We start from the raw sequence: 11,403 nt of genomic DNA, 5'->3' as shown, positions 1-11,403 counted from the left end.
CCCCCCCCCCGGGAATGAAGAAGAGCCGACTATTTTTTTAGCCGGCTCTTCTTCACATAACCTTATCGATCGTGCGAGATTATGTCTCTTGTGCAGTAAGTACATGTTCCGGCGCTTTTTGGTTCATGATCGGCACCATGACGAGTGAGCCAAGAAGAAACAGTAATCCTGCTCCGCTATAGATCGTACTCAGCGAAAAGGCGTCTTTTAACGCGCCAGCGAAAGACATGGAAATGACCATCATGCCAACAAACATCGGATTCAGAACCCCATTCACCCGACCGACAATGGAAGCATGCGACCATTTCAGGATCATGGTGCTGATCCCGATATGAATGCAAGGAAAAACAAGCCCATTTAGAAATTGAACGGTCAGCGTGACCGGAACACTAGTCGAATACCCCACTATGGTTGTACAGACCGCGCCTGCCAGCATGCCGATGGCAAGAAGAACCTGCGGCGGAACCCGCTTCGCGAAGACGGCCACGATTCCGCCGCCGATGAGCATGGCTGCGCCATTCACCATTAGCAGATATTGCAGGAACTCTTCGCTCCTGCCCAGCCGCTCCGTTACGATAAACAGGTTGAGCGCTTGGGCTACGCCAACAGCGAGTCCGGCGAGAATAAACGCAAGTCCGAGCATGCGCAGCACTTGGCTTTGCCAAACATAGCGGAAGCCTTCAACGAAGTCCTTACGAAATTGCCCTTTTACGGCGGCTGTTTGAGATTTCATATCATCCTCCGGCAGGCGAATCAGGACGAGCGCGGATAACAGAAAAACTACGCCCATTACAGCAATCGATGTTTCAAGGCCAAACGTGCTGTAAACGAATGTGCCTAGCATAGGGCCAAGGACCATGAAGATGGCCATCAGCGATTGGAATAAAGCCATCCCCTGCTGCAGTTGTTCTTCAGACACGTGATACTTAAACAATCGCATACTTGAAGGTTGCGAGAACTGCGAAAGAATAGCTGAGATGAATGCGACAAGGTAGACGGATTGCCATGAACCGTAATGGATGGTCAGAAGCACTACGAATACCGATACCGCGGATAATAAATCGCACCAGATCATCGTTCGCTTTGGCTTCCAGCGGTCCGCAAATGTACCTCCGATGAACGAAAAAACAAATATCGGGGCAAATTCTGCTACGCTGATTAGCGAAATAGCATATGGATCATTATTGGTTCTATCCGCTACATACAGGAGGATAGCAAAATTACGTACCCAGATTCCGATCTGCAGAAGCACGCTCGATAATAAAATGGTCTGCAGGAACCGATTGCGAAGAAGGCTTGGTGCATTAGTGCTTGTGTCGTGCCTATTCAATCTTTTCAACCTCCAATTTTTCTATAAAAATGCCAGCTTGAGTAGTGGTATGTCTCTCCTTTCCAATCCTTATTATACGGACCTCAACATCGTTGACCTCCTCCTTAAGACTGAATTTACATATTCAAAATTCGAATCTACTTACCACGTTAAGTACCATTTCATTCAACCAAAAAAGCCGCCAATAGCAGCTTTTGCATCCTGATTAAATCGGGTTCTTCTATTCGGAGGCTTTATACTTTCTGATTGAACCGGCGTTTGCCGTTAGCGTCAAGACATCCTTGCCAGATGCTCCTCAAGACGGTCTATGCTCTGTTCGAGGACCGTGTATAATAAATTTCCATGTGCCGCCCGGTTTCATATCAAACTGCTGAGTAGTCATCGTAAAACCTTGAGGCCCCCACCACTTCGACAAGTGCTCCTCTTTCGTCCAAGCATCAAACACAATCTCGCGCGGAGCATCAAGTATGCGGTTGATCACAATCTCGCATTCACCAACTTGCGTTTCCATTTTGTTTGCTGCATTATTTAGGTTCATGTTCAGCCCTCCGATATGATTTGACTTGTTGACAACTCCTGTTTTCGATCATAGCAGGTTATTCATTCATGCATTTCTTTCAGATTGCTCACTTCTATAACCCAATCGTCGAATTCGTTCAGGCCCGATTTGGAATTTATTTTCTTGTCCATATCGGCTGACAAAAAAAGTCGCGATTTCCGCGACTTCGTATATGTCCTCATCCTTGACCATGTCCTGCGGCTTTCCTCACTTCACTTGCCTTCCTCATCGGCTGAGGGACCGTACATGCCCGGCACCGGAACATCAAGCAGCCTTAAATAAACTCCGAGCTGCGCCCGGTGGTGAACCATGTGGCTTAAACCGAAGGTGCGAAGCGCGATTGCACGCGGTTGACGCTGGAGAATATGGTCGCCGTTCCGCAAGGTCCATTCCTCGGCCAGCGATTTCTCGTCGCATTCGGCTAACAGCTTTTTAATCTGGATAACGTTCGCGTCAAATTCCTCCAGCACGTCTTCGCGTCTTTCCAATGCTTCCCGACGAGTGGGCACGGTTGAAAGATCGAATTCCGGGTATAGAATAATCGCGACTTGCCAGTTCAACAGGTTGACCAGATGCGTGGCAAGTCCCCCTAATGTCATTGATTTTACGTGGGGCTTCCAGGTCATATGCTCCTCGGGTAAGCACTCCAGGATTCGGCGCGTTTGAGCCAATTCATGTACGGCATCTCCGACAATTAATGGTTTCGTCATAGTTTCCCTCTCCTTCTTATATGGCAGACACAAGTGGGTTTAGATTACATTAAATATCTTCCCGTGATCGACTGCTCCGCATGGATGATCTTCGAAGGTGTGCCCTCGAATACCACTTGGCCACCCCGGCTACCACCGTCCGGTCCCATATCGATAATCCAATCCGCTTGACTGATCACGTCGAGGTTATGCTCGATGACGATCACCGTATTGCCTGCATCCACGAGACGGTTCATGATCCCAAGCAGGTCACCGATATCTGACATATGTAGGCCCGTCGTCGGCTCATCCATCACGTAGATGCTCCCTTTCTTATGCAGCTCGCTAGCCAGCTTGATCCGCTGGCATTCTCCGCCTGAGAGCGTACTGAGCGGCTGGCCGAGTGTAATATAATTCAGCCCTACATCACTCATTGCTTGCAGCTTGCGGACAACCTCTTTTAGTTCAAAAAATTCCAATGCCTGCTCCACCGTCATCTCCAGCACTTCTGCAATGGATTTGCCGTTTAATTTGTATTCGAGCACCTCTTCCTTAAACCGTCTGCCTCCGCATACTTCGCATGGCAGCTTCACGTTCTCGAGGAATGCAAGATCTGTATACACTACACCCAATCCTTGACAGTTATCGCAAGCCCCTTTGGAGTTGAAGCTGAACAAGCCTTGATTGACCTTGTTTGCAGAAGCAAACGCTTTGCGAACATCGTCCATTATGCCCGTATAGGTTGCGGGATTCGAGCGTGTTGACACGCCTACCGCCGATTGGTCAATGACAATCGCATCCGGATGATGGCTGAGGAATACTTCGTTAATCAGCGTACTCTTGCCCGAGCCAGCAACTCCAGTAACGACGGTCAGAATGCCGGTTGGAATATCTAAACTCACGTTCTGAAGGTTGTGAAGTGTGGCATCCTGGATAGATAGCTTGCCGGAGGGTTGCCTGCAATCTTGTTTCAGCTGCAGCGGCCGCTTCATATGAGTGCCTGTCAGCGTGCCTGCCTCCAATAAGCCTTCGAAGCTTCCTTCATATACGATCGTGCCGCCGCGGCTGCCGGCGTGAGGTCCTACGTCTACGATATGATCCGCCACCTTGATCACATCGGGATCATGCTCGACAACAATCACGGTATTGCCCTTGTCGCGCAGCTTCTGAAGCAATTCATTTAACCGGTGTACATCACGGGGGTGTAGGCCAACGCTGGGCTCATCGAAGATGTAAGTGACATCTACCAGACTGCCGCTCAGGTGCTTCACCATCTTGACGCGCTGCGACTCGCCGCCGGACAATGTGTCGGTTTCACGATCCAGCGTCAGGTAATCAAGCCCGATATCCACCAGATGCTGCAGCCGCTCCGTTAGTGATTTCACCATCGGCGCTGCGACCGCGTTGTCAATCGCCCGGATAACTCGAATGAGGTGACTGACCTCCATGGAGGACATTTCGGCAATGTTGAGTCCATTGATCCTGCAGCTAAGGGCTGCCTGACTTAGTCTGGCTCCGCGGCAGCTGGAACACGGGCCTTCTGAAATGTAGGGTGCAACAGCTTTTTGTGTGCGCTCGGACTTCGTCTTCACATCCTGCTTGATGTATTTGTTCGTGAACTTCTCAATGACGCCTTCTACTGTAATATTCGTTGCCTTGCCGGCGAAGTCCATCTTTACTTTCCTGGCCTTGGCGTACAGCAGCTGATCCAGTTCATCATCCGAATAGTCGTTCAGCTTCTTATCGAGATCAAAGTCCCCGGTCTGCACGATCATGTTCCACTCCCAGCCGTTCACCGAATAATCCGGCAGCATAATAGCCCCTTCGTTGAGCGACTTTGACATATCCAGCGTTTGGCTCATATCGACGCCTAATTTGCGACCAATCCCGTTACATTCGGGACACATGCCTTGCGGATCGTTAAACGAGAACATGTTCGCTTGTCCGACATAGGGCTGTCCCAATCGGGAGAAGAGAAGACGGAGAATAGGAGAAATATCGGTAATCGTGCCCATTGTGGAATGGGAACCGCCGCCTAGCCGCTTCTGATCAACGATTACAGCCATACTCAGATTCTCGATCGCGTCCGCATCTGGCTGCGGATAGCGAGGAAGAAAGTTACGCACGAACATACTGAAGTTCTCATTCAGCAAACGTGTAGATTCTGCGGCAATCGTATCGAATACGATCGATGACTTGCCGGATCCGGATACTCCGGTGAATATCGTGATCTTCCGCTTGGGAATGCGCAAGGATACGTTCTTGAGATTGTTTTCCCTCGCAGCCGAGATTACGATATATTCCTGATTCGATTCGCTCATGGCTAACATCCTTCCGATCTTGGTTCAAACGCAACCTGTTTTGTAATATGAAGTGTGGGCTGAAGTGTGGTATGTATAAACATGTTCTAATTGGACACCATTTAGTGACACAATGATTATAGGAAACTATTTCGTGTCATGTCAATCCATAATTTTGCTCATATTGAATTTTAGTCAGGCATGCAAAATGGCCCTCCCTTGGGGGAAGGCCATCTGTCAACTATGATCGAAAGCACGGAACTAGAGTTGATCGGTCTGTGACTGTTTGCTTTTACCAGGTGCAAACCAACCGAGAAGGGCTATCGCCACCAAGACACCATAGAAGATTATGGTCCAGACTGTGCTATGTGGAAAATGGTGATCTAACACCCCAATATCTTCATGGGCTAAGGTAATCACAGCGAGCTTGACACCGACCCATGCCACGATCGCATAAGCCGTGGTCTCCAGCGCTGGCCGTTGAGCAAGCAGCTTAACAAACCATGTGGCTGCAAATTTGATTAGAATGAGCCCGGCGATTCCGCCAATCACTACAACCAAGAACTGTCCTCCGTCCATGCCACCGAAATCCGGAAGCGGTGAATCTGGGAGACCCAGTGCCAGTGCCACTGCAGCAAGTATGGAATCAATTGCAAAGGCGAGATCCGCAATAGCAATTTTGCTTACCGTTGGCCAGAAGCCTTTACCGGCAGCATCTTTCTTTATGTCCTCGCGAATATTTTTATTTTCCTTACCGAAACGTGCTTTGATGATGTGCTTTAATCCGAGGTATAGAAGATAAGCAGCTCCAATCGCCTGTATTTGCCAGACGTTCGCAATAAACGATATCGCAAATAAAGCCGCGAAGCGAAAAACAAAAGCCATAATAATCCCGTAATTGATCGCTTTCTTCTTCTGGTCCTCCGGTAAGTGCTTCGCGATAACTGCTAAAACAAGGGCATTATCCGCCGATAGCAAACCTTCCAATCCAATAAGAATTAGTAATGCCCATGCATACTCCAGCCAAATTGATTCCAACAGTACTTCCCCTCTCTTATGTGCGATGTTCATGGGTAAACTTCTGGCTGAAAACATCTAATCTCCACTTTAAAGAGCAGAGGTTTTTCTCCAGTTTTGATTGTTCCATGACTCCCTTTCGTTATTACGTTGTCAAGTAACGCCTCGTTTCATTCATTTCAGGCCAAATTTTCACCCCCACGGTCAACTTGGCGACTTCCGAAGCCAGCATCAAAAATCCCCTTTTTAAAGGGGATTTTCCTATACATTCTTTTTTTGCTATTTTCGCCAAAAAGTTGTACAGTCAGCCTTATCCATAATATTAAACTCGATCATTTTCTCAAGTAATGAGAAGTCCACCGGTCTTTCCCACCGGATACGTACTAACTCTTTGGTGTGATCATAGCCAGCCTGTACAATTTCATCAGAAAAATGCTGGATCACTACTCTTTCAGGTGCAACAGCCAAATGATGTTTGGCAATGCTAAAGCCAATGATAAATGTGCCGTGGTCGGTAAACATAGGCTGATTCCACGCCATTTTCGGCATTAATTGCGGGAATTTTTTAGTTACCCAAGCCAAAACCTCTTCCGTACGTTCACGATGTTCAGGGTTATCAATATGTGCTAAATATTCTGCAAAGACTTCCATGTTGTTCCTCCTAATATGAAAATGATGTCGATCGGAGAAGCAACTATATATTCTCAACATATACGATCCCCACACAATTCTAATACAAGAGGATTTTCTTATGCAAGAGAGTTTTTATTTCTCCCATTAAGTTTTTTTTCAATATATAATGATATGTCTTGGTTTCTACGCTTTTGTATTCAAATAGAAAATGACCCCATATTGCGATTCGCCTTTGTTATCATGGCCGATGTATCCACTTTGTAATTTAACGCCCATGATTGGCATCAAAAACGGAACCTAAGGGTAACTTAATGGTGTAATAAGATAAAAGTTCATTTGGCACAAAAAAGTCCGCATCCATTTCACAGGCAAGTTCCCTAGAAAGTTGTAGAGAGTCCGGCCCGGATTTCTTGTCATCCATATGTGCATCTTCTGACCTTTTCTTACATACCTATGAGAGAATACTCATGTTTTCAGGCGAAAGAAGGGATATCATGAAGACAAGATGGGGCGTGGCTTTGCTGTTGCTCTTTATAATCGCGGCAATGACGATTTACCGGCAGGTTCATGATCGTTCCAAAGTAGAAAACCTGTATACCGATGGGCAGCTTCGCATGGAATTACAAACCGTTCAATCTGTCGCAGAACCCATGAAAGAAACGTCCTTTCAGGTTTTCATTACCGAGCTGCCTGAGAAGCCCATTGTTAATGCCGATATTAAACTTAACCTCAAGATGCCCGATATGTTTTGTGGTGTATTCCCCGCCGAGATTGTCGAATCAAAGCCAGGTGTATACAGCGCAACGGCCGTACCTGTTATGCAAGGACTTTGGGAAGCAGAAGCGGTCCTTCGTTGGGAGGATCAAAATGTCACGGTGAGGACGTTGTTCAACGTTCGCTAGCCCTGCTTACCATAACCATGGGTGAATTCCCGGGATCCATCCGTTGGCGCTAATTCCTTTTAAAATGGAAAGCACCCCCATTAAAAAGGCCAGAAATCCGCCGAGTTTACGCATTCCTCTGCGCCACTTTTTCGTTAAACTGCCGGCGGACAGCGCCGTTAGGAGTAGAATGGGAAAAGTCGAAAGTCCAAATACCAGCATGATCAAGAGGCCTTCCAGACCAGATCCGGATGCCGCTGCATTCATGTGCATCGCATAGGTCAAACCGCATGGAAGAAAACCGAGCAGGAGGCCCGTTAGAAAAGTCGCAAACAACTCATACCTCTGACCAAGCCGTTCCAATTTCAGATGCAACAAAGAATGTCTCGGCAGATGCGCGTTATAAATGGGCAGTGTGTACCGACGAAATGTCCACAGCAGAATGAGCAGACCTCCAATGATGCTGGCCGCGCCTTGAAAGCCAACAAAGCTGCCAGCCACATCCAGGAAGGAGCCCACCATCCCCATAAAGCCTCCGATCACCGTGTACGTTGTCACTCTGCCAGCGTTGTAGGCTAACGTAGAAGCAAGCGGAGAACTGCTGGTTCGAAGGGCCAGAGAAGAAACGATCCCTCCGCACATCACCAGGCAATGCGGCGCCCCCATCAAGCCTGTCAGAGCTACTAACAGTAATCCGCTTCCCGTCCAGTCCATGTTCTCAAACCCCTTCCCGGCCGGACAATATACGCCGTTCTTCATAGGATCGCACATCCATTCATTGTATGAAGGTGCGCGAATATTAAGAATAACTATTCTACTGAATCAGGTCCGAATACCGGCGCTAATTTTGATGAGGACAATTGCTCGCTTAGACCGAAATATTCGCAAAAATTCATAATCATCGGATTCCATTTCGAAGGATCGACATAGTTTGAATGGGCTTCCATAAGAAGATCTACCCCAACATGAACTTTATCAATGCGCACTTCGATGGCAACAAGTGAGCTTGGTTCTTCAAAAGGATGGAGCTTGACAAACCTGGCTTCCAGATGGACAGGGCATTCTTTCACACGCGGCGCTTGAACGAGCTGGGACGGAAGTGGTGTTAACCCTGCGACACCGAATTTATTCGCCTCAAACTGATACCCCCTTGCTGCTTTCGACTCAGGGACCGGATTGCGACCTGTTAACAGGGTCAGACGCTCAACTGCGGGAATCAAGTCAATCGACGGGAGATTAAGCACGCACTCCCCTTCACGAATGATATTTTGAACAGTCTGAGACTTGCTGCTCATACCAAGCATGCATGATTGATTGAGCCACCAGGCTGAGGACATCGGAGCCAGATTGGGTGTGCCGTCTTCGTTGATGGTACTTATCAACACGACCGAAGTCCCGAAATAATGAATTTTGGGATGTATGACTTTATGCATATCAGATTCCATCTCCTCGACATGATTTTTAAGTAATGTATCACAAGCTCGTTATTGGAGCATAGGGTTATGGAATAAGACCGCAAGATATAAAAATTGGATCACTATCATATCATTGATGATTGAAAAAAGCCGACCCTAAGGACGGCTGATACAGGTCATATAGTAAGAGCAGCTTTCATCACTGGTTTGTTTGTTGCTTCTGCGAGCGCAGGGCCAGCAATAGAGCCACGGCGATGAGCACAAACGCGGCAAATGCCAGCATCGGAATGGTCAACCAACCGAACCAATTCAAATAGTCATTCAAGCAGGATACCGGCCCGCATGCGGCAATATCTGACTCTTTGGGGAGTTTTTGAATGATACTATGATATGTAGATATGCCTCCACCAATGATGACAAGGGGTAGGATGTATGGGACAATGTGCGTCTTTTGCCGATATGCCGCGATTCCCAAGACAATGACTAATGGATACATGAAGATCCTTTGATACCAACATAAGACGCATGGCGTAAAATGCCATACTTCACTAAGAAATAAACTTCCGCTAGTTGCCACAGCTGATACAGTCCATGCAAAAAACAGCCATACTCCCGTTTTATTCATTGTTCAAACGACCTCCCTTCTATTTTGTTTCTAGCCCTCATACGAGATTTGGTCATATGTTTTCTCATTTTCTCTTAATTGTCTATAAATGAAAATGGCTCCTTCGGGCTATAGGTTCGATCTAGCTGGAAAAATATTAACAGGAAGACAAAAAAGCCGCCAAAATTGGCGACTTTTTATCGAGTTCGAAGCCGAAGTTGTCCACATAAAAACAACGATTGCTACCGAAACAGCCTATATTAGTCTCTCTTAACACTCCAACTCTGTTGCTCGTTTCTAAAAAAGCATAACTTTACTCATCTGCGCCGATGTTCACATCGGCCCCTTGCACTCTTGGCTGCCCGTCAATGTCCTGGGTACCGATAATCGCGTTATCCGTCGAACCAGCATCAATCGCCGAGGACGATGATTGAAGATGGAAGTCGCCTCCGGAAGCATTGACGAATGCAGGATCCTTGAACAATGAATGCGCATCGTTGCCGGTTCCCGCTTGATATGCGGTAAAGCCAGCATAATCTTTGTTCTTCCATGTCCAGAAAGCATCCGTACTACCGCCTGGTGAAAAATATAGATTGTAATCCACCACGTTACCTGAATTTTTTGTATATTCATTGTAGATCAGCACACCCGTTGAACTGGCCACAAAGATATTGTTCTTAATCACGTTATTTTTCGTATCATACTGCACATAGAGCTGACCGCTGCCCTCACCTAAAAGATCGTTATTGTATACAGTGTTGTTCACGATCTTGCAATTCACCGTTGACCCCCGTTCGTCGTCGTATCCACCCATGGCGATGCCCGTCAACCGGTTATTGTGCACCACGTTGCTTCGGATCGTAATATCACTGGTGGATTTGCCCGCATGCTCCGAGGCAATTTCAATGCCGATGTCATTGTTGTAGCTGTAGTTTTGCTCAATGATGCTGTCTTTACCGCCATCAACATAAATACCACCGGCTGCATTACTGTTATTCGGGAGTTTTTCCCCATAAGAAGGATTGTTGTTGGAGGAAATATTATATACCCGATTCCCTTTCACCAAACCATTTCGGGCCTGGTCGTATGCTTCTTCCGGCGCAGTTCCCTCGAAACCGATAATATCGATCCCGATGTTGTCGTTATCGTGAATGAGATTGTCCGTTACTTTAAACGTATCTACATTACCATTCAGCACCAGTGTTTCACTGGAACCCAAGATTAGATTGTACAGCTCATTCCCGTGAATCGTAATGTCATGAAGCGATTCCGGAGCTTTGGTGCCGTATACGGCGATACCATGAGCATCTCTGCCAAGCAAATCGCTGCCGGTAGGTGTAACTGTGCTCTTGATATCATGGATGTTGTTATTCGTCAGATTTATAAAGCCGCCAGAACCTTGAACATAAATTCCAACAGGAACCGCGTTTCTGGAAGTCGTTGTATAGTTGCGAATCTCCAAGCCTTGAATCGTAATGTAATTCACATTGGTTAGCTCGACAAGCCCTTCGATCCCGTTGACTGAAAGTCCAGTACCATCGATGATAGCTTTCTCTGATCCATAGTTCTTGAAAGTTATGGGACCCTGCGAGGCTGTACCGGAGCGTGTTATCTTGAGTTTTTGATTATATACGCCGCCCCGAACGTAAATCAAGCTGCCCGGATCAGCCTCCTCAGCCGCATGCTGCAGCGTCTTCCAAGGCGCACTCATCGTCCCTGGATTGGAGTCACTCCCGTCGGTAGCTACATAGTACTCAGTACCGGCTGCCGACGCGGGGGAAGATTGTACATTTCCAGAATCCAAACCAAATACAGTTATGCTCAATCCCGCCAGCAACGCCTTTACTAATTTCAACATCGTTCCTCATCTCCCATCTGTTCCTATTTATATTACATGGAGATCAATATTCGAGTCACTACGAATATGAAATAAGCCAAACAAGGCGTTTACAAAGCATGATTTTTTGGCATGCAA

11 protein-coding genes and 1 pseudogene are annotated in these 11,403 nt (G+C 47.1%); 1 reads left to right on the top strand and 11 read right to left on the bottom strand.

Annotation, left to right across the window (positions count from 1 at the left end; all coding sequences use genetic code 11):
- Positions 1-79: 79 nt before the first annotated feature.
- The 7 genes and pseudogenes from M4D81_RS24720 to M4D81_RS24690 all read right to left on the bottom strand — a co-directional run bounded on the left by M4D81_RS24720 (position 80) and on the right by M4D81_RS24690 (position 6,949).
- Complete coding sequence (locus M4D81_RS24720; RefSeq protein ID WP_071220814.1) at positions 80-1,330, bottom strand: MFS transporter; 1,251 nt, start codon at positions 1,328-1,330, stop codon at positions 80-82.
- A gap of 319 nt (positions 1,331-1,649) precedes the next feature.
- A pseudogene (locus M4D81_RS24715) lies at positions 1,650-1,868 on the bottom strand (SRPBCC domain-containing protein); the annotation flags it as partial.
- A gap of 233 nt (positions 1,869-2,101) precedes the next feature.
- Positions 2,102-2,599, bottom strand: a complete 498-nt coding sequence (locus tag M4D81_RS24710; protein WP_071220813.1) for a DinB family protein — start codon at positions 2,597-2,599, stop codon at positions 2,102-2,104.
- 44 nt (positions 2,600-2,643) lie between these two features.
- On the bottom strand, positions 2,644-4,899 hold the full coding sequence (locus tag M4D81_RS24705; RefSeq protein WP_260068379.1) for an ATP-binding cassette domain-containing protein: 2,256 nt from the start codon (positions 4,897-4,899) through the stop codon (positions 2,644-2,646).
- Positions 4,900-5,139: 240 nt separating this feature from the next.
- Positions 5,140-5,916: a TerC family protein gene (locus M4D81_RS24700; protein WP_071220836.1), complete on the bottom strand. Its 777-nt coding sequence runs from the start codon at positions 5,914-5,916 to the stop codon at positions 5,140-5,142.
- A 258-nt stretch (positions 5,917-6,174) separates the two neighbouring features.
- Complete coding sequence (locus M4D81_RS24695; protein WP_260068378.1) at positions 6,175-6,546, bottom strand: iron chaperone; 372 nt, start codon at positions 6,544-6,546, stop codon at positions 6,175-6,177.
- Positions 6,547-6,793: 247 nt separating this feature from the next.
- Positions 6,794-6,949: a hypothetical protein gene (locus M4D81_RS24690; RefSeq protein ID WP_162487590.1), complete on the bottom strand. Its 156-nt coding sequence runs from the start codon at positions 6,947-6,949 to the stop codon at positions 6,794-6,796.
- 73 nt (positions 6,950-7,022) lie between these two features.
- Here M4D81_RS24690 and M4D81_RS24685 point away from each other — a divergent pair, with 73 nt between their 5' ends.
- Complete coding sequence (locus M4D81_RS24685; protein WP_260068377.1) at positions 7,023-7,430, top strand: FixH family protein; 408 nt, start codon at positions 7,023-7,025, stop codon at positions 7,428-7,430.
- 6 nt (positions 7,431-7,436) lie between these two features.
- On the opposite strand, the gene M4D81_RS24680 is transcribed toward M4D81_RS24685, so the two are convergent.
- The 4 genes from M4D81_RS24680 to M4D81_RS24665 form a co-directional block, all read right to left on the bottom strand.
- Entirely contained in the window at positions 7,437-8,123 is a 687-nt protein-coding gene (locus M4D81_RS24680) for a sulfite exporter TauE/SafE family protein (RefSeq protein ID WP_194544830.1), read from the bottom strand.
- A gap of 95 nt (positions 8,124-8,218) precedes the next feature.
- Complete coding sequence (locus tag M4D81_RS24675) at positions 8,219-8,842, bottom strand: flavin reductase family protein (RefSeq protein ID WP_260068376.1); 624 nt, start codon at positions 8,840-8,842, stop codon at positions 8,219-8,221.
- Between the two features lie 181 nt (positions 8,843-9,023).
- Positions 9,024-9,449, bottom strand: coding sequence for a disulfide oxidoreductase (locus M4D81_RS24670; RefSeq protein WP_071220808.1), 426 nt, complete (start codon positions 9,447-9,449; stop codon positions 9,024-9,026).
- A 292-nt stretch (positions 9,450-9,741) separates the two neighbouring features.
- Positions 9,742-11,286 carry a right-handed parallel beta-helix repeat-containing protein gene (locus tag M4D81_RS24665; protein WP_260068375.1) on the bottom strand — a complete coding sequence of 515 codons (1,545 nt, stop codon included), beginning with the start codon at positions 11,284-11,286 and terminating at the stop codon, positions 9,742-9,744.
- Positions 11,287-11,403: the final 117 nt, after the last annotated feature.

Source organism: Paenibacillus sp. p3-SID867, assembly GCF_025142895.1.
Taxonomy (GTDB): Bacteria; Bacillota; Bacilli; order Paenibacillales; family Paenibacillaceae; genus Paenibacillus_AQ.
The sequence above is the reverse complement of the archived record's forward strand: the minus strand, read 5'-3'. Positions and strand labels throughout refer to the sequence as shown.